General features: G+C 55.5%; 17 protein-coding genes, 1 tRNA gene and 1 pseudogene. 10 read left to right on the forward strand and 9 right to left on the reverse strand.

Translation table 11 applies throughout. From position 1 onward, the window contains the following. Positions 1 to 8: 8 nt before the first annotated feature. The 8 genes and pseudogenes from VEV40_RS17985 to VEV40_RS18015 all read right to left on the reverse strand — a co-directional run bounded on the left by VEV40_RS17985 (position 9) and on the right by VEV40_RS18015 (position 8,747). Positions 9 to 1,238, reverse strand: coding sequence for a hypothetical protein (locus tag VEV40_RS17985; RefSeq protein WP_324834329.1), 1,230 nt, complete (start codon positions 1,236 to 1,238; stop codon positions 9 to 11). Positions 1,239 to 1,323: 85 nt separating this feature from the next. Continuing rightward, on the reverse strand, positions 1,324 to 2,787 hold the full coding sequence (locus tag VEV40_RS17990; protein WP_324834330.1) for a serine hydrolase: 1,464 nt from the start codon (positions 2,785 to 2,787) through the stop codon (positions 1,324 to 1,326). 273 nt (positions 2,788 to 3,060) lie between these two features. Continuing rightward, positions 3,061 to 3,855, reverse strand: coding sequence for a formate dehydrogenase accessory protein FdhE (fdhE, locus tag VEV40_RS17995; protein WP_324834332.1), 795 nt, complete (start codon positions 3,853 to 3,855; stop codon positions 3,061 to 3,063). Continuing rightward, positions 3,848 to 4,507 (reverse strand): formate dehydrogenase subunit gamma, encoded by a 660-nt coding sequence (locus VEV40_RS18000; protein WP_324834333.1) that lies wholly within the window; start codon positions 4,505 to 4,507, stop codon positions 3,848 to 3,850. The genes fdhE and VEV40_RS18000 overlap by 8 nt, the downstream gene beginning before the upstream one ends. Further along, a complete protein-coding gene (fdxH, locus tag VEV40_RS18005; protein ID WP_324834335.1) occupies positions 4,504 to 5,400 on the reverse strand; it encodes a formate dehydrogenase subunit beta in 897 nt (298 codons plus the stop codon). Before fdxH ends, VEV40_RS18000 begins: the two co-directional genes overlap by 4 nt. Then, positions 5,397 to 7,916, reverse strand: a pseudogene (gene fdnG / locus VEV40_RS18010) (formate dehydrogenase-N subunit alpha); the annotation flags it as partial. The pseudogene fdnG and the gene fdxH, both read right to left, overlap by 4 nt. Positions 7,917 to 7,928: 12 nt before the next feature. Continuing rightward, complete coding sequence (locus VEV40_RS20770) at positions 7,929 to 8,507, reverse strand: molybdopterin-dependent oxidoreductase (RefSeq protein ID WP_414637856.1); 579 nt, start codon at positions 8,505 to 8,507, stop codon at positions 7,929 to 7,931. Positions 8,508 to 8,652: 145 nt separating this feature from the next. Further along, positions 8,653 to 8,747 (reverse strand) — tRNA-Sec (locus VEV40_RS18015). A gap of 46 nt (positions 8,748 to 8,793) precedes the next feature. Between VEV40_RS18015 and selD the strand changes: the two genes are divergently transcribed. From selD to otsB, 6 genes are all read left to right on the forward strand, one after another. Then, complete coding sequence (gene selD / locus VEV40_RS18020) at positions 8,794 to 9,867, forward strand: selenide, water dikinase SelD (RefSeq protein ID WP_324834337.1); 1,074 nt, start codon at positions 8,794 to 8,796, stop codon at positions 9,865 to 9,867. Positions 9,868 to 9,907: 40 nt separating this feature from the next. Beyond that, positions 9,908 to 11,377 carry an L-seryl-tRNA(Sec) selenium transferase gene (gene selA / locus VEV40_RS18025; RefSeq protein WP_324834338.1) on the forward strand — a complete coding sequence of 490 codons (1,470 nt, stop codon included), beginning with the start codon at positions 9,908 to 9,910 and terminating at the stop codon, positions 11,375 to 11,377. Positions 11,378 to 11,379: 2 nt separating this feature from the next. Next, the gene (gene selB / locus VEV40_RS18030; RefSeq protein ID WP_324834339.1) at positions 11,380 to 13,323 is read left to right on the forward strand and encodes a selenocysteine-specific translation elongation factor; all 1,944 of its coding nucleotides are present in this window, start codon (positions 11,380 to 11,382) and stop codon (positions 13,321 to 13,323) included. Between the two features lie 138 nt (positions 13,324 to 13,461). Continuing rightward, positions 13,462 to 14,124 (forward strand): class I SAM-dependent methyltransferase, encoded by a 663-nt coding sequence (locus tag VEV40_RS18035; RefSeq protein WP_324834341.1) that lies wholly within the window; start codon positions 13,462 to 13,464, stop codon positions 14,122 to 14,124. A 353-nt stretch (positions 14,125 to 14,477) separates the two neighbouring features. Next, positions 14,478 to 16,766: a trehalose-6-phosphate synthase gene (locus VEV40_RS18040; RefSeq protein WP_324834343.1), complete on the forward strand. Its 2,289-nt coding sequence runs from the start codon at positions 14,478 to 14,480 to the stop codon at positions 16,764 to 16,766. Beyond that, positions 16,756 to 17,541: a trehalose-phosphatase gene (gene otsB / locus VEV40_RS18045; protein WP_324834344.1), complete on the forward strand. Its 786-nt coding sequence runs from the start codon at positions 16,756 to 16,758 to the stop codon at positions 17,539 to 17,541. The genes VEV40_RS18040 and otsB overlap by 11 nt, the downstream gene beginning before the upstream one ends. On the opposite strand, the gene VEV40_RS18050 is transcribed toward otsB, so the two are convergent. Beyond that, positions 17,538 to 20,045, reverse strand: a complete 2,508-nt coding sequence (locus VEV40_RS18050; protein WP_324834374.1) for a TonB-dependent receptor — start codon at positions 20,043 to 20,045, stop codon at positions 17,538 to 17,540. The two genes, otsB and VEV40_RS18050, sit on opposite strands and share 4 nt — an antisense overlap. Positions 20,046 to 20,580: 535 nt before the next feature. Between VEV40_RS18050 and VEV40_RS18055 the strand changes: the two genes are divergently transcribed. Genes VEV40_RS18055 through VEV40_RS18070 form a run of 4 tightly spaced genes read left to right on the forward strand, consistent with a single transcriptional unit; the run spans position 20,581 to position 24,905 of the window. Next, positions 20,581 to 21,261 carry a (2Fe-2S)-binding protein gene (locus VEV40_RS18055; protein ID WP_324834345.1) on the forward strand — a complete coding sequence of 227 codons (681 nt, stop codon included), beginning with the start codon at positions 20,581 to 20,583 and terminating at the stop codon, positions 21,259 to 21,261. 12 nt (positions 21,262 to 21,273) lie between these two features. Then, positions 21,274 to 23,676 (forward strand): xanthine dehydrogenase family protein molybdopterin-binding subunit, encoded by a 2,403-nt coding sequence (locus VEV40_RS18060; protein WP_324834347.1) that lies wholly within the window; start codon positions 21,274 to 21,276, stop codon positions 23,674 to 23,676. Further along, entirely contained in the window at positions 23,673 to 24,674 is a 1,002-nt protein-coding gene (locus VEV40_RS18065) for an FAD binding domain-containing protein (RefSeq protein WP_324834349.1), read from the forward strand. The genes VEV40_RS18060 and VEV40_RS18065 overlap by 4 nt, the downstream gene beginning before the upstream one ends. 9 nt (positions 24,675 to 24,683) lie before the next feature. After that, complete coding sequence (locus VEV40_RS18070; protein ID WP_324834350.1) at positions 24,684 to 24,905, forward strand: hypothetical protein; 222 nt, start codon at positions 24,684 to 24,686, stop codon at positions 24,903 to 24,905. Positions 24,906 to 24,924 lie beyond the last annotated feature (19 nt).

A 24,924-nucleotide genomic window follows, 5' to 3' on the forward strand; every position in this document is an offset into this window, starting at 1 on the left:
CCTTTATTTTATTGATCAGAATCATCCCTCTTCCTCAACCTCGGCCCGCACCCACTCGAAAATGGATTCGCCAGAAACGTCCCCGGAATCCCCGACACGATCACGCCCCCATCCGCATTGATGTGTGCCGTCCGATACTCGCCCCCGGGAAGCCCAATCATCCGCCTCCAGTTCTGACCGGCATCCCTAGTGATGTACACACCCGTCAGCGCAGTCACCACCTGCCATTTTGGGTTGGCAGGATCCACCTCAATCCCATACGCCCGGACATTCGATCCCGTCTCATCTTCATCCCTGTGGTAGACGAAGACCTCATCCGTCACCCTAGTGACAACGTCCGCGCTCACCGGCTCATAAATGCCCCAGCACGCTGCGATATGCAGTCCTCCTACAGTGTTGATGGCGTGGATTGCTGAGTCCGGCTCAACCCCCTTCACCCCAGTCCATTTCATCGTACGCAGATTCAGCCGGAACACCTGATCACCTGTTCCCACGTACAGCGAACCCGGCCGCGGCCTCTCCGCTTGATCCCACTGCATTGACAAGATATCCAGATCCGTGGGGATTTCCGGCAGAGGCCCCTCCTCCACCCACGACCCGTTCCGTCCCCTGTGATAGGTGACGATCTGGGGATTCATATCAAAGTATCCATATCCCACCATCAGCCTTCTTCCGTCGGCCGTCATCTTCGCCGCTGCGGCCCTTACCGGATCGCCCTCTTTCTTCGTAATACTTACCCAGGGCCTGTCGTGCTGAACGTGCGGCCCCTCGATATACCTCACCAATGCATCCGAGCCGCGCGCCCGAAGAATCTGGAATGCCCCCCTTTGCGTTGTGACCACAAACTCCGCACCGCCCGGAGCCACACTCAGTCCATTCCGCAGGCCCTCATCGATCCCCGCGTCGAAATACCTCGAATCCAACTTCACCACCTGCGTCCAGGTTTCTCCGCCATTCGTTGATTTCGAGATATACAGCGCCCGCTCCTCCGCCGGGATCTCATCGCTAAGGTCAGCGGTCAGGGCCCATATAACGTTGCGGCTCTTCACTCTCGGGCTGGGATCAGTGGCAATAGCCTCAATAAAGTCTGCAGCGAAGCTGTGACTTCCTGGCAGTGTCTTCACCCTGCGCACATAGCAGCTGTCTGTGTCTTTTTTCTTACGATCGCCAGGACCGTTTTCAGAGTGCGGCGAGGGGATTGCGGAATAATGCGCATTCGCCAGCTGTCCCCACAACATCAGGGGAACACCGAGCAACATTAACTGAAATATCCAACGCCCTCGAGCGCCCGGCACAGCACACCCCGTATCGCTGACCTCAACTCTACTTGCGAACTCCCTTGTGATCTTGTCCGCCCTGGTGCAGTATCACGTAGTTCACCTGCCCCTTGTCATCAGGAACGAACTCGACCTCGGCGTCTACGACCTTAAGAAAGAACTTTGTTCGTGATTCCGGATAGATAGGGAACTTCGGCTGGTTCGTGGCCTGCGTCATCAGTTGATCGCCTTCAAGCGTGAACGTCACACTAAAGTTTGGAGTCAGCTGATATGTCCCCACATAGCGCGCCAGCACCGCGGGATCGACCTTCACTTCTGTTCGAACTGCAGGCTTCCAATCCGGCCAGCCATATGCCATCGCGATTGCGCTCATCACTTCCGCGGCCAGACGGCTTCCGCCCTGTGCATTCGTCATCACCGCAGCGCCGTCGCCGTCGCGATCGTATCCGACAAATAAGGCTTCATAGCCCGCATTCACCCCGCCATGCGAGAACCACTTGTCTGTAGTCGATCCGCCGAGTTCAAGACCCAGGCCCCAGTCACCCTTTCCCGGTGTCAGCATCTGCTGCGTCATCGACTGTGACAGCACATGGTTCGCCTTCGCCGTCAGCGAATTCTGAACTTCGAGAATGTATCGGCATAGATCTGAAGGCGTCGTCCACAGCCCAGCGGCCGCCATTTCCGGATACGTGTGTGGGCCGCCCTGCACTGGAGTTCCATCGCCGTTGTAGGGCATGGCCGCACTGCTCAGTAAAGACGCTGGAAGGGGCTGCTGATAGGTGCTGTGGGTCATTCCAACGGGGTCCAGCACCGTGTCGTGCAGAAACTTCGGATAGGGCTCTTTCACCGTGTCGATCACCAGTTGCTGCATCACCGTATATCCGCCTCCGGAATACCTCCACTCCTTTCCCGGCGGGCTATCCAGCCGGATCGGTTCTGTATTGGCTGGCTTTTCTCCGTTCAGCACCTGCACAAGCGTCGGAACCGGGGCACCGGCTGCATATCCGGGAAAACCGTGAACAGTAATCCCAGCTGTATGGGTAAGCAGCTCTCGCAGTGTCACAACTGCACCTGGAGCGGCATTGCTTGACGGCAGCTTCCAGCTTGTGAGGCTCGCATTGATGTCTGTATCGGGCGAGAGCTTACCTTCCTGAACCAAGTGAAGCGCACCCATGGCAGCGACCGGCTTACTAATCGAACCCGCCTGAAAGAGAGTCTCAACCGTCACAGGATCTCCGCCAATTTGCCGCACCCCATATCCCTTCGCCCACTCGATCTTGCCGCTATGTACGACCGCGATGCTGACGCCGGGAACATGCAATTCCACTATTCGTTTCGACAGGGGTGTGCAAGCTTTGGGCTCGCCTTTGACGATGACCGGCGGCGGAAGGCACGACTCTACAGCTTCAATTCGCTGCTCTATGTCGTATGGCGCCGTCGTCTGGCCATGGGTGATCCCAGAACTGAAGCCTAGAAAGATCGACAACGCGATGAGCTGTTTCGTCCGCACAGGCTAACCTCCGCACGCAAGGCAGTATACGTGGAAACTGCCGCACATCGCGGATCCATTAAGCCTCGCCATCGTGCCGCTCATCCATGCGGCAACGACGCAGTAGTAAGCTTTCTGCTGGCCCGTCGCGTTGCCGCAATCAATCCCGCAGGCTCGCTAAGAGCCAAATAATTGTGGCTGCCCATGAAGATGGGCAGTCCTGAAGGCAGGGCTTAAGAGATCAATAGACGTCTATGCAAGCGATGGCTTCGTTTCAACTCAACACTGCCAACTCTACAGACGGAAGAGGGAGTTCCCGATGCTTTGATAGCCCTGCTCAAATGCCCAGATGTTGACCGCGCTCGACGCGATGTCGTCGGGGAGGGGCAGCGCAGCGGCGTCCTTTGTCATATCGATGGATTTCAGATATCCGCCGCATGAATCGCATGCCTCGACTCGAATATGCATCCAGGCGTCGAAGCTGAATACGGGTAAGTTGGACGCGCGCTGCTCCCCGCAACGCAGGCATCCCAAACGTGCAACCGCCCATTCGCTGGAGCAAAGAGAGCACTGACCTGATCGTTTCCGGCCCATACCCTCTTCTCGCGCGATAGAGCATAAGATAGTAAAGCCGCAATGGGGGCAATGATCGGGCGTTGTTTCTATTTCCTTGTGTGGCAAAGTCGAAAGCCCGGTCGCAAAGACTTCCAGGACCAGCCGCGCTGCGAAATCCCGGGGATAAGCGAAGTCCTCGACCTGATTCCACAACTCTTCGAGCAACTCCAGCGATTCGCCCGGCGGCTGACTCTGCCCCATTGCCGTTAACTCGCATACAGCCAGCGCGAGGAGCGGGCGCAGTGCTTCTCCATTGAAATATGATAGAAGAGCGCGATCGCTATCCGCTTGCGGAACCTCCAGCGTGCTGAGCAGGATGGAACTGAGTTGCGCCTGGAGCGAAACGATCTCAATATACCTGGTCAGCAGCGGATTCTCTGTCCCGACGTTCAGCTTTTCTGCGCGCTCCCGGTATGCAGCCCAGATTCGTTGTTGCCCTGCAAAGCGAAATGCGGGATTGAGACAGCTAACCATCAGCGCGCTCCTTCGTGACTCGCTCCAGCCACAAACGATGATGATGATAGGCCCAGCCCCGCGTCACTTCTCCGGTAACGATCTGACGGAAACCGCCCTTCACAAGAAAGATTCCCATGTATAGATGGATCATCAACCCTCCGATGCTCACGAAGGCGCAGGCAACGTGAAGTATGATCGCAAGAAACTTGATCCATTGCAGGCTCCAGGGTACATATTCGGGAAACCACAGCACGATCCCGGAAATAATCAGCCCTATGCCCGACACCATCATCATCCAGAAGAAAATCTTCTGGCCTGCATTCCAGCGATCGATGGGCGGCAGATCGTCGTCGTGGTTGGTGATGTACGCTTCCATGTTTTGCATCCAGCCTTTGTCCGCCTGGTTAAAACGCAGGTCGCGCCGCCACATCCACCACATGTAGATGAGGAATACGAAATAGAACAGCCCCAGAACAGGATGAAAAAGCCGCATCGAAGCCCGGCCACCGAGGATTGACGATAACCAGAAAAGAAATGGAGTATTGAGCGCCAGGCCGCTTAACACCAGGTAAACGCAAGTAACTGCGACAATGAAATGAATGGCGCGCTCGTGAAACGTGTAACGGCTGATATGCTCCGGATCCAGTTTGCGCCAACGAACCTTGATCATTGGGGCTTCTCCGGTCTCCCATGTTCTTCTTCGCCGGGGTCGTCCTTTGGACCGAAGAGGAAGAAATGGGCGATCATCCCGATCAAGCCGCCGAATATCGCCAGGCCGCCCAACCATTTCAGCGGGCCTTTCCATAAGCCGACTGCGGCCGGGATGTGAGGGTCTTTCGGCAATCCACCATACGTCTCGGGCGCAGTTACATCGTGCAGCACATAGATCACCCCGGTGCCGCCTACGCCCGGAGGATCGTAAACACCAGCGTTCTTGTATCCGAAGTGTTCTCGCAACTGCTCCGCTCTTTTGTGGGCCACATGGAGCATCTCTTCCTTTGCTCCGAACTGCAAGCATCCAGTAGGGCAGGACTTGATGCATGCCGGCTCAAGGCCGTGCTCCACACGGTCGGCGCAAAGCGTGCATTTGAAAACTTTCTTTGACTTCGGATTGAACTTGGGCACATTAAACGGGCACCCGATAGTGCAGTACTGGCACCCGATGCATTTGTCATGATCGAAATCAACGATCCCGTTTTCATACTGAACGATGGCCCCTTCCGCGGGACAGGCAGCGAGGCAACCAGGATCGGCGCAATGCATGCAGCCGTGTTTGCGCATTAGCCATTGCAGCGTTCCATCGTCGCGCTCCATCTCGTCCATCTTGACCAGTGTCCAGACATTCCACGAGGTATCCTGCATGGTCTGGAGGTCATTTTGAAATGTGGTCTCGGCAAAAGGGAGATCGTTCCATTCCTGGCAAGCAACTTCGCAGGCCTTACAACCGATGCAGGTGGAGACATCGATGAGCTTGGCTACTTTTTCTTCGCGGTCAGTTCCCACGCCCGGCACCGGCCCGGCGTGCGCTGAAATCTTCTGAATGCGGCGCGACTCTGCGCTCATAGTCGATCCACCTTTTCCACCTTCACCAGAAACGTTTTGTACTCCGGCGTGCGCGTATTGGCGTCGTAACTTGTGGGCGTGATCAGGTTGACGAGCGTGCGCGAGGTCCGGCCAGCGTCTTCAGCGATGCCACGGAATCCCCAACTGAACGGAATCCCCACCTGGTAAACCTGCTTGCCGTCCACCTGCAGAGGCTTCAGCCGCTTCGTTACCATCGCCCGGCAAATATGCGCGCCGCGTGCACTCGAGATGCGAACGAAGTCGCCGGCGGCGATCCCGAGTCCTTCTGCCATCCGCTCATTGATTTCGGCAAACGGCTCCGGCACCAACTCAACATTGGCAGGATTGTTCTTGGTCCAGAAGTGGTAGGTTTCGGTGAGCCGCATCGTAAATGCTATCGCCGTGTAGCCCTGTGCCGGTGTTCCGAACTTGTCGAAGGGCGTCTCGATCTTCAGGCCAAGCGGATTTGTCCGGACTGCCGGGTGCAGGACATTTTCAACCGGGCTCTCGATAGGCTCATAGTGCTCGGGGAATGGGCCTTCCACCAGAAGCGACAACGGCGCGAAGAGCCGTGCCACACCTTCCTGAGTCATGATGAATGGTCCCATACGATCTTTGGGAGCGGAGTCTACTTTAAAGTCGAGAACATCGTGTCCTTTCCACCGGCCAGCAGCTTCATCCCACCAAACCGATGACCGTTTCGGATCCCAGGGCTTTCCCTGCGGATCGCAGGAGGCACGGTTGTACAAGACCCGGCGGTTCAAAGGCCATGCCCAGGCCCAGTTCGGATAGATTCCAAGACCGGACGGATCTTCGGTACCTCGGCGCTTCGTCAACGCACCGCCTTCCGGCCATGAGCCGCAGTAGATCCAGCACCCGCTTGCGGTAGAACCGTCGTCCCGGAGCCAACTGAAGTCCGGCAGTTGCACTCCCGCAGGAATAGTGCTGCTCCCTTGAGTCACTGGAGCGAGTGACCGGCCATTTAATTCTTTGGCTAACTCCTCCGCGCTCGGCCGTTCGGGATCTGCGTAATCCCAGGTGAGATTCAGTATCGGATCCGGAAAAGCTCCGCCCTCTGTCTGGTATAACCGGCGAACGCGCGTGAAAATCTGCGCGAGAATTTCCAGATCGATTCGCGCGTCGCCGGGAGGAGGATTGGCGGCATCTCTCCATTGCAGGAGCCGAGATGAGTTGACCATCGTTCCCGGCTTCTCTGAAAAGCCAGCCCCGGGCAGACGATAAACCGTGGTGTCTATCTTTGCCTGCTGCTCTGCGGATATACCCGGGGCACGCCAGAACTCGCTTGTTTCGTCCGGAAATATCTCGCATACCACCAGCCAGTCAAGCTGACTCAGGGCTGCAAGGGTCCGGCTTGCCGACGGCGCCAGAGCTAGGACGTTCATGCCGAAACAAAACGCTCCCCGCACCTTGCCTTGGATGGTTTCATCGGAGAGCGCCCACCAGCCCCGCCCATCCGGCCGCTTGGGCATGTAATCGTAGGCCCAGCCGTTGGCAGCGGTCGCCACGGGTCCGAACAGCGCCTTCTGCAGAGAAACAGCAAATCGGGGTGTATTTGCCCAGTAATTCAGAGACTGAGACTCGCTCGGTTTTGAAGGTGCGGGCGTGGTCCGCTTCATCCAGCCAGCGAAGCTGCCATCACCTGCCGAGGGAGGCTTCAAATAGCCCGGCAGGCTGTCCCATGAGATGGCCAGATCCGTCGCGCCCTGCACATTGGCATGCCCGCGCAATGCATTGACGCCTCCCCCCGAACGTCCCATATTGCCGAGCAGGAGTTGAAGAATCGCTCCCGCGCGAATCGTTTGCGTGCCCGTGGAATGGTGCGTCCAGCCAAGCGCATACATGAGCGTGCCTGTCTTCGTCATGTCACCATTGCGGCGGATTCCCGCGAACTCTTCGGCAGCTTTCAGGAACTGGGCTTGGGGAACGCCGGTGATCCGCTCAACCATTTCCAGCGTGTAGCGGGAGTATTGCCGGCGCAAAAGCTGAAACACGCAATGCGGATCCTGGAGCGTCGGGTCAGTTGCTATGACTTCCGGCAGACTTCCTGAAGCCGCTGTACCGCCGTGTGCACGATAATTCCAACTGCTCCGGTCATAGTCGGAATGTGCGGCATCGAATCCGGAAAAAAGTCCGTCGTCTGCGCAGTGGAAGTCCTCGCTAACCAGATACGAGGCGTTTGTGTAGTTCAGCACATATTCGCGGGCATAAAGATTGTTCTCAATGACGTAACGAATCAGCCCTCCGATAAAGGCAATGTCGCTGCCGGCCCTGATGGGCACGTGCAAGTCCGCCGTTGCCGCGGTACGAGTAAAGCGCGGGTCCACGACGATCATGCGCGCATTTCGCAGGCGTCTGGCCTCAATCGCCCACTTGAAACCGCAGGGATGGTTTTCTGCAGGATTCGCCCCGATGATCAACATGACATCGGTGTTGGCGATGTCGTTCCAGCTGTTGGTCATGGCGCCTCGGCCAAATGTCGTTCCCAGACCGGGAACCGAGGGGCCGTGTCAAGTCCGCGCCACGTTTTCGTGGCGCACAACCCCCCAGGCTGCCGTTGTCTTCACAACGGTCCAGCAGAATTCATTCGTATCCGTGGCGCCACCGGCAAATGCGATGTTGTCGCAGCGATTCACCATGCGCCCTTGCTCGTCGACACGTACGAAACCTTTGTCACGCGTATCTTTTACTTTGCGCGCGATTTCATCAAGTGCCTGGTCCCAGGAGATGTCTTCCCAATCGGAGCGTCCCGGCCGTCTCACCTGCGGCCTGGTCAGCCTTCGCTCATTAACGCAATCCTGCTGTAGCGAAGCTCCTTTTGGACATAGAGTTCCGCGATTGACCGGGTTATCAGGATCTCCTTCGATATGTACCACGGCGGGCACGACATTCTTTGCCCCATCTCCGATGGTGTGCACAATCACGCCGCAGCAAACGGCACAATATGGACAATTCGATCGGGTCTCAGTGGTCTTTGAGGTTTTCAAGGAACGCGCCTGGGCGACCAGAGGCCGAATATCCAGTCCAAGCGCTATTGCGCCACTGCCCCCGGCCATCAAACGAATGAAATCCCGGCGCGACGCTTGCATCCCTGCGGACTCCTCCTGGGAAATCAACTTGCCGCTACGCAGGGATTTCTTGCGCTCCTGCGTCTCTTTGATCACAGCGGAACGGGAGTTGATTGGCAACTGGCAGTTTTGCCAGTTCAGTCAAAGGTTCTCTTGTTGGCAATGTTGGCGGAAGTGCGTGTGAGTCGAACACACCGTCGCCCATTGAGGACGACCGCCGGTTTTGAAGACCGGGAGGATCACCGGAGCCCAGGCACTTCCTTTTGCGTTGACCTTGTATCTATAATACGAAGTCTTTTCGACTGCAATGCATGATCATCGCAATGACTCGTCGCAAGCACTATCGCCCATCAGGCTTACCCAGCAAGTCAAGGCAGGTGGATGCGCCAGCAAACTGGCCCCCGGTTCGCTGAGAACCGTATTGGACGCGCTTCCACTACAGACAGACCCGAACCTTCTGGTTGGATTCGATCAATCTGACGACGCAGGCATATATCGTCTGGGCCAAAACATGGCTTTGGTCCAGACTGTCGATTTCTTCACCCCAATGGTGGACGCCCCCTACACCTTCGGTCAGATTGCGGCGGCGAATTCCTTGAGTGATGTGTATGCGATGGGCGGCCAACCCCTCACCGCACTGGCAGTAGTTTGTTTTCCTCAGGATGGGGATATGGAGGTGCTCGGAGAAGTGATGCGCGGTGGTCTGTCGAAGTTAGTCGAGGCCAACTGCACCCTAATCGGCGGGCACTCCGTTCGTGATACCGAAATGAAATTTGGCTACGCTATCACCGGCCTTATCGATCCAGCCCACATTTTTACCAATGCAGGCGCCCGCCCGGGAGATGTTCTCATCCTGACAAAGCCGATTGGGACTGGAGTAATTACAACAGCTCTCAAACAGGACAAGGCTCAGACCTTGTGGGTAAATGGCGCCGTGCGATGGATGACCACTCTCAACAAAATTACCGCGGCAATTGTTGCTGAACACACCGGGGTGCACGCGATGACAGATATTACCGGATTTGGATTGATGGGGCACGGTCGCGAAATGGCGATTGGCAGCGGGGTCACTCTTGAGATCGAGACGGAAGAGGTGCCACTGCTCGAAGGCGCTTTGGATGCGGTCGCGCTCGGTACGATCCCAGCGGGCTTGCTAGCTAATCGCGATTACGCGGAGTGCGTGGTTTCCGATGCACTCACAAGCCGCATCCGCGAAGACGTGCGAACACTGATGTACGATCCACAAACCTCGGGTGGCCTGCTCATCAGTGCAGATGCCGAGACTGCGGCAGTTTTGCTCGCTTCGTTTCGCGATGCACCCATACCCGCCAAAGCAATCGGGCGCGTTCTGGCGGGGAAACCCGCGATTGTGCTGAGATAGTTGCAAAGAAGAAATGGAGTTCCGCAGGGAGGCCAGCAGTATGCGAGTCGATGTTGACGGTGCTACTTCTTCTTCTGAAGACCTCTACCGCATCCTGCCCTCGGTAAATGATTTACTCCGAGTGGATGGTATTGATCTCCTGTTGCAATCACACAAGCGCACCGCCGTTGTAAATGCCGTCCGTCGCGCTCTCGATCAAGCACGGGACGAGATCGTGCGCGGGTTGCACACACGCGCGACATTGTCGGAGCGCGTCGCCGGTTTGCCACTCTCCGTGGCCGAAAACCTGAGCCAGAGATATCAATTTTCCTTGCGGCCAATCGTAAACGCGACCGGCGTTATTCTTCATACAAATCTCGGGCGCGCGCCACTGAGCAAGCTGGCGCTCGATCACCTCGTCCGAGTAGCGAGCAGCTACTCTAATCTTGAGCTCGATCTTGGCTCTGGCGAACGTGGAAGCCGTGACGTTCATGTGGAGTCGCTCATTCTCACGCTTCTTCAGAGCGAGGCTGCCATATCGGATCAACAGCACCCATCTCGGGCAATCATCGTCAACAACTGTGCTGCAGCGACATTTCTTGCCTTGCACTCCCTTGCAAAAGGAAAGGAAGTTATTGTTTCCAGGGGCGAGCTCGTTGAAATTGGCGGTAGTTTTCGCATTCCTGAGATTCTCCAAGAATCCGGGGCGTCGCTCAAAGAGGTTGGCACCACCAATCGCACGCGATTATCGGATTATGAGCGTGCATTGGGCCCCAACTCCGGCCTGATTCTCCGAGTACATCAGTCTAATTTCAGCATGGAGGGCTTCGTCGCGAAGCCGTCGCTTGACGAACTCATCGCACTTGGAAAGCAGGCCCATATCCCGGTATTTGAAGACCAGGGAACCGGGTTAATCCATTCTCTTGAATCGTGTGGTATCCATGGCGAGACCACATTGATGGATAGCTTTGGCAAAGGCTGCGACCTTGTTGCTGCCAGCGGCGACAAACTGCTCGGAGGACCGCAATGCGGCATTCTTGCAGGCAGAAAGGACCTGGTCGACCAGATTCGGGTGAATCCTCTATTCAGGACATTCCGGGCGGACAAACTAAACTATGCCGCACTTGAAGCGACTTTGGTTGAGTATCTTTCCGATACGCCTGAACGTATCCCAGTTATGCGCATGCTGCACACGGAGTCACAACAGATCAAGGAACGGTGCGAACAGATCGTCAGTCAAGTGAATTCTTCCGAACTGACTGTCGAGGTCGTGCCAGTCGAGAGCGCAGTCGGTGGAGGCGCCGCACCAAGAGCCAGGTTGGAAAGCTACGCGATCTCCTTATGTCATTCAGATATAGGTGCGGAAACTCTCCAGAGTGCATTGCGTCAGTTCGATCCGCCAGTCATCGGGAGAATCAATGACAATCTCGTTCTCCTCGATTTGCGCACCGTCGACGCTGAACTCGATCCGTATTTGCTCCAGGTCCTTACTCGTCACTTGAGGCTGGCTCTCGAAACGACCGGAAGCTGACTATGGCTGTACAGATCACGTCCCATCTTATGGATCACGGCGGAGTGCCGAGGTCAATTGTCATTGGTACAGCCGGCCATATTGATCATGGTAAGACCGCCGTGGTCCGTGCACTCACAGGCGTTGACACAGATCGCCTGCCGGATGAAAAACGACGGGGCATCACGATCGATCTTGGTTTTGCTTCATTGGATGCTGAGTCTATCGACAAATCACCTCTTAGGGTGAGTTTTATTGATGTTCCGGGCCACGCCTTGTTTGTACGAAATATGCTTGCTGGAACCGGCGGTATCGATGCTGTGATGCTCGTCATCTCTGCGGAAGAGGGTGTAAAGCCCCAGACTGAGGAACATCTTGCCATCTGCACATTACTAGGCATTGAGCGAGGTCTCACAGTTATTACGAAGACCGATACTGTAAGCGATGTAAGGTTGAACGAAATCAGACAAGCCGTAGAACATTTCCTAGGCAACACCCCCCTTGCAGCGAGCTTGTCGCCGATCATTCCGGTAAGCGCAAAGACAGGTGCAGGGATTGAACAACTGCGTCACGAATTGATTGCTCTTGCATCGCGCATTCCAAGCAAAGATACGGACATGCTACCGAGGCTTCCTTTAGACCGAGCATTTGTGATGAAAGGCTTCGGCGCTGTCGTTACAGGAACGCTGATTGCCGGGACCGTCAAGGCCGACCAGCTCCTCTCAGTCGAGCCGGAGGGTCGCACTGCCAGAGTTCGCGGAATTCAGGTGCATGGGCACGTGCAACAATCGGTGAGCGCCAGTACTCGCGTAGCTTTCAATATGGCAGGAATTCAGGTCTCTGAATTAAAGCGTGGTGACACGCTGGTCGAGCCTTCCACCATAGTCGCGGTAGACACGATCGATGCAGAACTAAGTATTCTGGGTCGCACGGCGCCCCTTAAACATAACAGCCACGTTCACTTCCATGCGTTCGCATCAGATTGCATGGCAGCTGTTTCGCTCTATGAATATCACCCCATCGAAGCCGAGACGAGGCGGCTTGCGCGGTTGCGGCTCAGCAACCCGATCGTCCTTTTACCGGGTGACCGATTCGTAATTCGTAATGGCTCGCCGCTTACGACCATTGGTGGCGGGCGTGTACTCGACGTCCATCCCATTCCGCGATTGAAAAAGACGGCTTGTCGAGAATGGCTCCAACAGGTGCAGAACGCGTCGGCGGATGAACAGATCGTCCTTCGGATTGCGAGGCGCGCCGCCGCAGGAATTTCACTCAAAGCTCTCTCCGTCGAAACCGGCAAGAAGAATGAGGCGCTTTGTGAACGTCTGAAGTCGCTGATTCAACACTCAAAACTCGTTTTGCTTCCAAATAATTTATTGTTGACACACGATGCCTTCGAAGCCTGTCTGTCGCTGCTTGTCACCCAACTTGAGGCATATGTTAAGGAAACCCCTGCTGGGGGCTCGAAGCGAGCGGAGCTCCGAAATCTTTCCCGTTTGGAACCGGAGGTTTTTGATTCTGCATTGGAGCAGCTTGTCAAACAGAGAAAGCTTCGCATCCATAATGACCTCGTCGTACTGGTCAATGGTGCCAATCATGAATTGGACCCTGATCGGGCACAGCTATCCACTGTGAGCGCGGCTTTCGAAGCCGCAGGACTCGCCCCTCCTTCGCCTGAAGAACTTGCGAGACGAATGAAAATAGAACCAACCGAGATGCACAGGCTCATCACTCAGCTGCTGCGCGAAAAGACTCTCGTCCGGCTGGGCAGCGATACTCTTTGCATGCACCATAGCGCTGTAGCGCAGCTAAAAAAAAGTATAGAGACCCAGCGCGGACGAACTATCGATGTGGCCTATTTCAAGACGTTGACAGGAGTTTCGCGCAAATACGCCATTCCTTTGCTCGAGTACCTCGACCGGGAACGAATCACGCGAAAACTAGCGGATTATCGCATTGTGCTCTAGTTCATAGCAGGTAAAGGGTCTTTTGCCGGAAATGAAACTGCCGCAATGAGCGCGTAGCAGTCGCATCGAGACTCCGTTTGGTTTATCCGCATCTGCCTGAACTTTGACAGTAGCTCCATCCCCGCAGCATGATTCCCTATGCGGCAAGGCGTACGATTCCTGAGCTCTTTCCTGCTGGCCATCTCCTCGATATTCGTGCAGGCTCAAGCCGCACCTAATCCGGCACCATCGCATCCGACGAGCACACCATACACGGGCGATTTGTCAATCTTTGAATATCCAGAACGCGACGCGAGACTCCAGCCTCAGCGCATTCTTACGCTTCTCGACGTTCATCCCGGCTCATCAGTTGCGGACATCGGCGCCGGCAGCGGCTGGTTAACAGTCCGAGCTGCCCAGCGAGTCGGATCCGACGGAACAGTCTATGCCGAAGATATCAATCCCGAAGCAACCAAGGCGATTCATGATCGCGTTGAACGCGAACATTTGCCACAAATCCATGTGGTGCTTGGCCTCCCTGATGATCCGAAACTTCCGCCCAATAGCCTGGACGCCGTTGTGATGCTTAAGACGTATCACGAAATTGCTCATCCGCAGCTGCTTTTGCGTAACCTTGCACCCGCGCTGCGGCCAGGAGCAAAGCTCGGTATCATTGACCGCAATGGAAATGGCGCAAATCACGGATTGGATGAGGCCATCGTGATCCATGAACTTCGCGATGCAGGCTTCCGGTATGTCGCTAGTTACGACTTTACGAAAGCCGACGGAGAAGATTACTTCCTCATCTTCGAGCAGGAGTAAAGGACAAGTAACTCTGCCCGGACACAGACCCTTTGCGTCGTCTCGTGAACCGGGTTGCTAAACTTCAGCTGTGCGCGATCATTGAGGGCGAAAATGCCTGGGGAGTTTGGATGGACCCGTACTGTTCACCGTTATTGATTGGCGCTATGACCCGAGCACTCCTGGCGATTGTTCATCGGAATGCGCATACTATCCCGGCGTGATTCTGCTTTTCACGGAGGGTAGCTTCCATGCAAGGCGTGAAATTGCCTGCTTCAAAAAGAGGGGTTGGGCAACATCTCCGGTTCGGTGGTGCGGATTGCGACGCAGGTTTTTCCCTTAACCCGCATCAAACATAGGTCGAGCGAGGGCAAATGCGGATTCTGAGTTTGCGGTTGATTGTGGCATTGATCATCGGAGTCACGATGGTGTCCCTTGTGTTCTCCTGGTATCAGGTGCGGACCGAGAAGGATTCACTCCGCCTGGATCTCGAACGGAAAGCCGAAACATTTGGTGAAAGCCTGGCGGCAAATGCTGAATCTGATTTGCAAAATGGAGACATGTCTGGACTCGAGTCCATGATCGATCGCTTCACCAATCGCGATCACCTGCTTGGCATCGGCATATACGATAGTGAATCCTATCCCCTCGTTGTCACTCGTGATCTGGGCGCAGTTATGCCCGCCGTGCCCAAAATACTGAAGGATGCAATCTCAAATAATCACACTGAAAGCATCTATATGCGGCCGCATTTTAAAAGGCTGTACGTTCTCGCCACACCACTACATGCCATAAACAGGAGCGTTGCCGGTGGCATGATTGTTGTCTACGATACTGGCTACATCCGCGCCCAGATCTTCCGCGTCTGGGGTCAGGCGTTTGCACATATTGCTGGGTTGGTGCTGGTGATTGTCGCTATCACCTTGTTGATTGTGCGCTGGAGTCTTGTTGGGCCGATTGCGCGCGCTGCGCAGTGGATGAAAACACTACGCGTGGACCGGCATGTCACCCCGCCTCCGGCAAAAGATCTGGACTTCCTCCAATCGCTGGCTCGGGAGGTGGCGCCGCTTGCAGAAAGCATGCGCCAGGCTCGTGCCGCAGCGGAGATCGAAGCCAGACTTAGGAATTCAAACGAATCTCTTTGGACCGCACAGCGATTGGCCGATCACGTTCGTACAAAGCTTAATGGCAGCGGCCTTTTTGTTGTCTCAAATCGTGAACCTTATATTCACAGCCGGCAGGGTAACGAAATAACAGTGACAGTTCCTGCCAGTGGACTGGTTACAGCGATTGAGCCAATTCTCTGCGCCTGCAATGGAACCTGGATAGCACAGGGAAGTGGCAATGCTGATAAGGAAATGGTAGACAGTCGAGATCGCCTGCAGGTTCCACCGGACAATCCCAAATACACACTTCGTCGTATCTGGCTCAGTGAGAAAGAAGAAGATGGTTATTACTATGGCTTTGCCAATGAAGGCCTATGGCCTCTCTGCCACATGGCGCATACACGTCCGATTTTTCGTGCCTCCGATTGGGAGTACTACAACGATGTGAATGCAAGATTCGCAGATGCACTTGCGGAGGAAATTGCAGACGAAAAAGATCCTGTTGTCCTGATTCAGGATTACCACTTTGTGCTGCTACCTCGGATGGTCAAGGACCGTATACCGCATGCAAGAATCGCAATCTTCTGGCACATTCCATGGCCAAACCCGGAGGCGTTCAGCATCTGCCCGTGGCAGCAGGAATTGTTAGACGGATTGCTCGGGGCGGACCTGATTGGATTTCACGTCCAAGCGCACTGCAATAATTTTCTCAGTACTGTAGATCGTGTACTTGAGGCCCGTGTGGACTGGGAACGTTTTTCCGTTCGGCGCAAGAATCACTGGTCATCGGTCCTGCCATTTCCGATCAGCGTCGACTTCTTCGAAGGTGAAGACATTCCTCCAGAAAACACGACAGCAGAAGAACGAAGCCGGTTGATCGCAGAACTAGGGATAGAAGCAACATTCCTGGGTGTGGGCGTTGATCGAATGGACTACACCAAGGGCATCATCGAGCGCTTTCAAGCGGTAGAGTCTTTCCTCGAAAGGCATCCGCGTTATCAGGGAAAATTCACCTTTATCCAGATCGGCGCACCTACACGAAACCACATTCAGAGATATGCCGATTTTCAACGCGAGGTGGAAAACGAAGCCATCCGTATCAATGAGCGATTCAGGCGCGGCAGATGGAGGCCGCTGGTTCTCTTGAATCGCCAACATAGCCATGAAGAGGTGCGACGTTATTTCCGCGTAGCGCATCTTTGCATGGTGACTTCGCTGCATGACGGCATGAATCTGGTTGCGAAAGAGTATGTTGCCGCCCGCAACGATGAGCGGGGAGTCTTAATTCTGAGTCAGTTCACGGGAGCTGCGCGTGATTTGCGTGATGCGATTATCGTCAATCCTTACGATACCGAGGCCACTGGAGAAGCCATCGCGCAAGCATTGGAGATGGATATTCATGAGGTGGTAGATCGTATGCAGCGGCTGCGATGCTCGGTGAAGGATCACAACATCTACTGGTGGGCCGGCAGCCTGATCGGCGATCTATGCGACCTTCGCCTAAGTAGATATGCGGCCTCTGGAGTGACCGCAAGCGAGACTCGTCGTGCTGGATAGAAATCGACACCTCGCGGTCGCAGATTTTTTTCAGCATTTCAACAGCCAAACAACCGCGTTACTTGTGTTGGATTATGACGGCACATTGGCGCCCTTTCAAACTAATCGTCACAAGGCCCGTCCATATCCGGGAATCATTCCGCTTCTCGACAGGATCAATCGATCTGGTAGGACAAATATTTCGATCGTGTCTGGTCGGCCAGTCAGCGAAATACAGACATTGCTCAATCCGCTAACCGGTCTTGAATTATGGGGTGCTCACGGACTGGAACATTTGTCGTCGGATGGCACCTATCGCAGCGAGCAAATCGAACCAGAGACTCTTTCGATCATTCGGCAGGCAGAAGATTGGTTACGCCAAGCAGGACTGTTACCCATCACTGAAATCAAGCCCGGCGGCTTGGCTGTTCACTGGCGGGGACTGTCCGCACCAGAGATTGAGGATGTTCAAGGCTGCATCCAGGCCAAGTGGCACAAATTCGACGGAGTGAGCGGAGTCAAGCTTCTGGCTTTTGACGGTGGCATTGAGATCCGCGCCGCTCATCCGGACAAGGGAGATGCGCTCCGTGCCATTCTGGAGAAGGCAAACCCAACAGCGCCAGCTGCCTTCATGGGAGACGATCTTACGGATGAAGATGCCTTCCGCGTACTGGATAGACGCGGGCTTTCGATCCTCGTGCGGTCTGAATACAGGACGACAAACGCTAAAGTATGGATCCGGCCTCCAGAAGAATTGATTGATTTTCTGGAACTATGGGCAGAAGCTGCTTGCTAGAAGTCGAAGTCTCCATCGATTCGAAAGAGCCTGCCGACAGAATTGTAGAAGGTGCCATAGGCCGGAGAGGCGTAGTGTTCCTGGACATCGCGAGGATTGAAGTGGTTGAGCACGTTGTACACGCTCAGCCCAGCTCGGAACTGAATGTGGTGACCGTGAGATTTGAAATCGACTGGATACTGGAATTTGGTGTCCAGCGCCAGAAAAGTTGGCAGACGTCCTGCCTGGTTTTCCGGACCAATGAAATTCCAGTTCTGATCAAGACGGGTAAAGGGGAATCCTGTGTGGACGTCAAAAATAGGAACGAAGTCGAGCTTATGCGGTAATCCGATCACATCCCAGAAGAGGCCGCGGTCCGGCGCATCGGACGAGAGCGGACCATATTGATTGGGACGGATAAGCGGATAAGGATAATTGCCGAAGAACTGATTGTAGTCGTTGAGTTCGCCATAAGCACGCGCATGAACGTAGCTCGCAAACACGGTAGTGCGCTCATTAACGCGCCACCTCATCATGGTCAGGAACTCGCGATAGCTTTGGTGGCCGGAGTTGAATAGCAGGAGCCTGGAACTTCCGTCTACCAGTTGCAACGGACTTACATAAAATTCCCTGAAGGCATGGCGGTCTTCATACCCCAGACGAAAGAGTAGATCGTGACGCAACTCGCGATCGAACTGCAATGTCCAGCCAAGGCTGTAGGGCACATGCAGTGCGTTGGGAGCGACATGTGTAAAGGTTGCCGGACCGCTTACAACGGTCGCCCCAGAGGGAGAGTAGTCGGTGATCGTCTGTGCCGGGAACTTGTCGAAGATCGCAACGTTGAGCGGAATCTTGTCGTAAAACACGCCAAAACCGCCACGAATAGCCGTGCGGTTATCGCGCGTTGGGGTAAAGACAAAGCCAAAGCGTGGAGCAATATCGACGGCCTCAGCCGAGAGGGTATCGTGATCAAGACGCAGACCCAGATCCATTGTTAAGCGTGGATGGATTTGCCAATTGTCCTGTAGGAACGAAGCCAAATCGCTTACCCCTGCTTGTGACTCAATCGCGCCTGGATAAGTGATGACACTGCTCAAGGTGCTATCTTCCCGCAGGACTTGTAGCGGGTAGTTCGTCACCTGTCCCTGATAAGACGAATGAGAATAGGAGTACCCGAAAGTCAGCAAGTGCCTGCCGCCATATTCGACAGGCCGCACGTGCAGGGTTTGCGACCATTGATAGAGTTGCGTATCCCGATTCTGCTGCTCAAAGTAACTGCCGTAGTTCTGTTCGGGAAAAAGAACCATTTCTCCAGTCAGCGTTGCAGGATAGATGCGCGAATCGAGCTGCTTCGATGAAAACAGCGTTTGCACAAAGCCGCCATTGGCGAGAATCCAGCGGTGCGTGGCGGAGAGGAAATAGTCCCGTTCACGATCATTTCCGGTAACCGGCTGGGGATTGAATGTGTTGATATTGGCATAGTCAGTGTTCTGGGGGTCGAGTGCAAGCACTACCGAAAATCTCTGGCTGGCGGTGGGGTTCCAATCGAGCTGCGTATATGAATTGATCTTTTCTACAACACGCACGTTGTCAGGATCAGGAAGGGACGGCACCGTTACCGTGTCGTACCCGTACCCAACTGACTGAAAAATGTAAGCCTTGCCCTTCTCCAGAGGGCCTGCAAAACTCAGATGAGGAGAGGCGCTTTCGACTCCGTGAGTTAGACGATGATTGATCCAGCGGAAGCGTGGAACCGGATCTTCGAAAAGATATTTCCACTCGTCGGTTCCACCACGGGTGTCAACATTGACCACGCCGCTGGCAAAATTTCCGTACTCTGACGAAAAAGGATTGGAAAGCACCTGCACCGATTGAATGGCCACGGCCGGCAGGCTCAGTGCCGGTTGCCCGGTAAAGCTATCCGTTACGCTCGCTGAATTGACCAGAGTATTTGTCTGGTTAGTCCGTCCTCCTTTAATGCGAATGAGCCCATCGACGCCACGCACAACTCCCGGCAGCAAGGGCAAGGCATCCTGAAAGTCCTGATTAAGTTGGACAAGTGACTTAAGAATATTCGCGTTCAAAGCGGGAGTGCCGCCGGAACTGGAAGTCAGGTCAACTCCGGGGTTCTCAGCATTCACTGTAACTGCTTCCACCTGCCCTTTTGGGACAAGCTGAAAATCGAGCTTCGCAGTCTCATTCCCAGCGATTGTCAAGCGTCTGATGACAGGCTCAAATCCAGCCAATGTGACCCTAATTTGATAGTGGCCATGTAGCACGCCGGTAAAAGCGTAGGTCCCGAGATCATTGGAAATGGTTGCGACTTCGTTACTTGTGTCGAGATTCTTTAAGGTGACTCGAGCATTAGGCCACACGGTCTCTACTTGATCGGAACTAGCCGTAAAAATGATGCCGCCTATAGTGGCTAGCTTCGCCTCCGAGACAGGTTCAAATATTAGCGCACTCAAAATTGTCAACAAAAGTCGAATCAGATTCAGGCATTCGCGGCGGCTTCGCAGATACATCGGAGTGCCCTCTGCAACAACGCATGGGCGGTCTACATAGGAGTCACAGAAACTCCTCACAACTGCTTCCGGCTATTCTGCCACCCGAAAGCGCCCTTCACAAGGGTCCGAAATATATGTGACTGCTTACAAAAATGAATTTGTTCGGACTAAAAAATGTAGGGGGCATCGCTGACTTTTCTCTGCGCATGCACTCTCTCGCAAAGTTTGAGTCTTCGAGATTTTGATAGAGGTTCAAGCGCCGATTGCCAGAGGAAGCTGCACGGAGTTATAGTTTGGCGTCGGCGATTTGCGTTCTGCTGGCGCTGCCTAATTCCCCGGACAACCGAAGTGCCTGTCCTCCAGGTTCGGGGCAAAAGGCTCGAATCGGCAGCCGTATTTTGCTGTTGAAAAGCTTCCTGGATGGAGGAACTTATTTGTCCGCCGGCACGTCTCCGTTTCCAGCATAGTAGAGTCAAATTTGTTCGCTTGAGCCGGATTCAGGTGAGCAGCGATAGTGATAGATAAAACCGGAAGCTGTAGTGAGGAGCGATGTATGTCTGCACCTAAGGCGCCGCATCCTGATCCTGCGTCGCAGGAAAACGAAGATCATCTGAAAACGCAAGCGAACGGCATTACGCGCCGGGGCTTTCTAAAAGGCGCCGGGTTAACGGCTGCCGGAACTGCCCTGCTCGATGGAGTATACGCCTTCAGCGAAGAAGCGGCCCGTTCGGAAAATCATGGCGTTACGGTCATCGGGCCTGAGCCAGCCTCGATCAAGCTGAACGTGAACGGCAAGGAACATGCCGTCAACATCGAACCGCGCACAACGCTGGCCGAGGCCCTGCGCAATCAATTGGGCATGACCGGCACCAAGGTGATCTGTGACCGTGGCAGCTGTTCGGGATGTACCGTCTGGCTCGACAAGAAACCCGTGAACAGTTGCATGACGCTCGCAGTAGATGCCGTTGGCCACCAGGTAACAACCATCGAAGGAATTTCTGAAAACGGCAGCCTGCATCCTCTTCAGGCTGCGTTTGTAAAGCATGATGCCCTGCAGTGTGGCTTCTGCACGCCGGGCATGGTGATGAGCTGCGCAGCGCTGCTGGAGAGCAATCCCAACCCAACCGAAAACGATGTGCGCCATGCCATTGCCGGCAATCTCTGCCGTTGCGGCACCTACCCCAGAATCTTCTCTGCCACCCTTGAGGTGGCAGGCAGCAACCGCAAGGCGTAGTGGAGGAGCACCATGGCAACCAGCGAGAATATGGTTCAGGAAGCGGAAAGCAAGGCCGGCAAAGCTGCAGACAAAAAGACCGTCTCAATGCCGTTTGGCGTGCCCGGATACACACTGAAGGATGAGCCGCGTGAGGTGCCGACGACCGAACCACCGGTATGGCCCACCAACAAGGATCTTAAGTATGTGGGGCAGCCGGTCGAGCGATGGGACGGTGCCGCAAAAGTCACGGGCCGTGCCCGCTACACGGCTGATGTCCAGTTGCCGGGCATGTTGTATGCGAAATTCGCTAATGCCTCCGTGCCTCATGCGAAAGTTGTATCCATTGATACGTCCGCAGCAGAAAAGTATTCCGGAGTGAAAGCTGTCTATGTGATTCAGCACATAGACGGTGGTGCGGTCCTGCGCGATCCATCGCTCGAGCAGGTCAAATATCCAGTCGTGCGCTATGCGGGCCAGCCTGTTGCTGCAGTCGCGGCAACCACCCCTAACGCTGCCGAAGAAGGGGCTGCGCTGATAAAGATCCAATATGAGCCGATGCCCTTCGCCGTCGACTTGGACAAGGCACGCGCCCCAGATGCAGCGCTCGTGTTCCCAGGCGCAGCGGACCAGGCCGGTACTGCAGGCGGCGGCGGCGGCCCCCACAATGTTCCGCAGACTGGCAATGTACACGGACCATCGATTCACAAAAAGGGTGGCGATATAGATCAGGGTTTCAAGGACGCGGATGTAGTCGTCGAAGGGCACTACATCACGCAGGTGCAGACTCACTCTGCGCTCGAAACCCACGGTGTCGTCGCCGACTGGAAGCCCGAGATGCTGACAGTATGGGCGTCAACTCAGGGGACCGCCAGTGTGCGCGAGGAACTGTCGCAGTTCTTTAAGCTTCCCATGTCACAGGTGCGCGTAATAACGGAGTACATGGGTGGCGGCTTCGGCGCAAAGTTTGGCGCCGGTAATTTTGGAATAGCCGCGGCAACCCTCTCAAAAAAGGCGGGGGCGCCGGTCCGGCTGATGCTTGACCGTGAAGAAGAGCATCTGTCCGTCGGCAATCGTCCCAGCTCCGATCAGGTGCTGCGCATTGGCGCAAAGAAGAGTGGCGAGATTACCGCCATCCATCTCGTAAGCTATGGCACAGCAGGATGCGGCACAGGCGCTGGCTGCGCAGGCCCGGCGCAAAACCTCTATAAGTATGCGTCTCTGCACACGGAAGAGAACGATGTATTCATTAACGCCGGACCCGGAACAGCGATGCGTGCGCCGGGACATCCTCCGGGAGCGTTTGCTCTGGAAGGGACCATCGACGATCTCGCGGAAAAGCTCGGCATGGACCCCATTGATCTGCGCGACAAAGCCGACGAGCATCCGGTGCGCCGGGTTGAGCGTCAGATTGTCCGCGAGAGCGACCTCTGGAAGTCCCGCAACCCGAAAGCGGGTGCGGGCACCGGCCCGGTCAAGCATGGAGTCGGCCTGGCGCAGTCCGTATGGTATCGCTTCGTCAACATGAATTCAGCCGCCGAAGTGCGCGTGCACAAGGATGGATCTCTCGAAGTGCTCTCCGCAGTACAGGACATCGGCTCGGGCATCAAGACCGTCTTGGCGCAGATTCTGGCTGAGCAGTTTGGCGTGCCTCCCGCCCAAGTCGCCGTCAAAGTCGGCGACACCAACTATCCGCCTGGACCAAATTCCGGAGGAAGCGTGACCACGCTTTCACTGACGCCGGCAGTGCGTGACGCAGCTTGGCAAGCATCGCAGAAATTCCTGACGGACGTTGCTCCGGCTCTGGGCACAACGCCAAACGATCTCGTATTGGTCAATGGCGAAGTCCGCAGCAAATCAGGCAAAATGCAGCCCGTCTCGTTCCGCCGTGCGGCGGCCAAAATGACCACCGACCAGATCGCCGTGCAGGCCAAGCGCGTCCCTGACTACGACCGCAGCAAATACCTGACCTATGGCGGTGTCGATGTGGCGGAAGTCATGGTGGACACCGAAACAGGACGCATACAGGTAAAGCGCGTGCTCTCGGTCCATGACTGTGGACGCCCCATGAATCCCTCTCTGGTCAAGAGCCAGATCAATGGCGGCGTCATTCAAGGTATTTCCTACACGCTTTTTGAGAATCGCCTGCTCGACCCGGTATATGGCCTCATGGTGAACCCAAACCTTGACATGTACAAAATCGCCGGATCACGCGAGACTCCGCAGATCGACGTTCACCTTGTCGAAGCCTACATCGGCCAAAGCTCAACCGATGCATCCGGGATCGGCGAGGCCGCCGGGATTGTCTCTGTCGGCGCTGCCATCGGCAACGCCGTTTACAACGCACTTGGGGTCCGCATTCGCCAGATGCCCATGACGCCGTCAGTCGTGCTGGCGGCGCTGCGCAGGCCCGCGCCGGAAAGGAATTTGGCATGAACAATTTCGCGATTGCAAATTGCACAACCGTAGACGGCGCGCTTTCGCAGTTGAAAGATGGCGCTGTCGTAAAAGCGGGCGGCGTCGATCTGCTGGACCGCATGAAGAACGGCGTTGACCAGCCATCGAAGCTGGTCAACATCCGCAATATCTCCGGACTGCGCGGAATCCACGAGACGAATGACGGGCTAATAATCGGCGCTCTTACCACCCTGTCCGAGATCGAAGAGCACCCCGTCGTCCGTAGGCAATACCAGATTCTCGCCGATGCCTGCGGCAGCGCGGCCACTCCGCACATCCGCAATATGGCGACGCTGGGCGGCAACCTGCTGCAGCGGATACAGTGCTGGTACTACCGTTCTGCTGATTTTGCGTGTTTGCGCAGAGGCAAGGACATTTGTTTCGCGCTCAATGGCCTGAACCAATATCACGCCATCATGGACTACGGCATGTGTCCCGCCGTCGCCCCCTCGTCCGCGGCCGTGGCGCTCCTTGGCCTGAATGCGAGCATCGAGCTGACTTCGGCAAAGAAGGGCAACCGAACTGTTCCGATTGACAAGCTTTACGTCCCGGCAGAGGCTGACCCTGAGAAGTTCACTGTCGTCGAACCGGATGAACTGATGACCTCGGTGACGATTCTGAAACCCGCAAGCGGAACGCGCTCCGCATACCAGAAGTATGGAGAAAAAGAGAGCTTTGACTGGGCCATTGCCGATGCCGGAATTGTCCTCGAAATGGACGGCAACACCTGCAAACGCGCTGTGGTGACAATGGGCGCGGCCTCGCCAATCGTTCGCCGCTCGCCGCAAGCCGAAGCAGCGCTGGCCGGCAAGCCAATCACGGAAGCAAATGCGCGGGCAGCGGGCAAGGCCGCCATGGAAGGGGCGCAGCCACTTTCCATGAATGCCTACAAAGTTGACCTTTTCCCAATCGCAATTTACCGCACCATTCTGCTGGCTGCGGGACAAATGGACCGCGACCCGAGCGCGGCAGGCTAGGAGGTATCGATGAGTACAACACAAGCGAACCCGAAACCATGCCAGTGCCTCCGGACCAAGAACCCCTATGGCACCACGCCGCAAGACGCCGAATCATGGCTCCCCGGCGTGCAAACTTCCTCCAGCTATTGGTGCCTGAATACGATGAGCTCCGCCGGCCCGGATGACAACTATGTGCATCTCGCTCGTTGTGTGCCCGGACGCAGTTGCTATCAGCCTCCAGAAAAATAGAGGTTCCGTTCAACTGTAC

It is taken from the genome of Alloacidobacterium sp., from assembly GCF_035631355.1.
GTDB lineage: Bacteria > Acidobacteriota > Terriglobia > Terriglobales > Acidobacteriaceae > Alloacidobacterium.